Raw genomic sequence first — 572 nt, 5'->3', positions numbered from 1 at the left:
TCCTCGAACCAGATCTCGCCGTTCGCCAGCGTCACGGCCAGGGCGTTCGACTGGCCGATGAAGCCGTAGACGAACGGCGAGACCGGATGGTCGTAGATCTCGTCGGGGGTGCCGACCTGTTCGATCGCGCCCTTGCTCATCACCACCACCCGGTCGGCCAGCTCCAGCGCCTCTTCCTGGTCATGGGTGACGAAGATGGTGGTGTGGCCGGTGCGGTCGTGGATCTCGCGCAGCCAGCGCCTGAGTTCCTTGCGAACCTGGGCGTCGAGCGCGCCGAACGGTTCGTCGAGCAAAAGCACGTTCGGCTCGACCGCCATGGCGCGGGCCAGCGCGACGCGCTGGCGCTGGCCGCCCGACAGCTGCGCCGGGTAGCGCTTCTCCAGCCCGGAGAGCTGGACGAGGTCGAGCAGGTCAAGCGCGCGCTGGCGGATGTCGGCGGCCGGCGGCCGGCGGTTGGCCGGGCGCACCTTCAGCCCGAAGGCGACGTTGTCGAGCACCGTCATGTGCCGGAACAGCGCATAGTGCTGGAAGACGAAGCCGATGTTGCGCTGCTGCACGGTCTTTTGCGAGGC

Annotated in this window: 1 protein-coding gene; it reads right to left on the bottom strand. The window is 68.4% G+C overall.

The genetic code is table 11. The annotated features are described in order from the left end of the window. On the bottom strand, positions 1–572 hold a 572-nt coding region (locus BC360_RS27530; RefSeq protein ID WP_139110231.1), incomplete at both ends, for a sulfate/molybdate ABC transporter ATP-binding protein.

This window comes from Ensifer sp. LC163, assembly GCF_001695855.1.
In the GTDB taxonomy this organism is placed as follows: Bacteria; Pseudomonadota; Alphaproteobacteria; order Rhizobiales; family Rhizobiaceae; genus Ensifer.
This window is presented reverse-complemented; position numbering and strand designations above follow the sequence as displayed.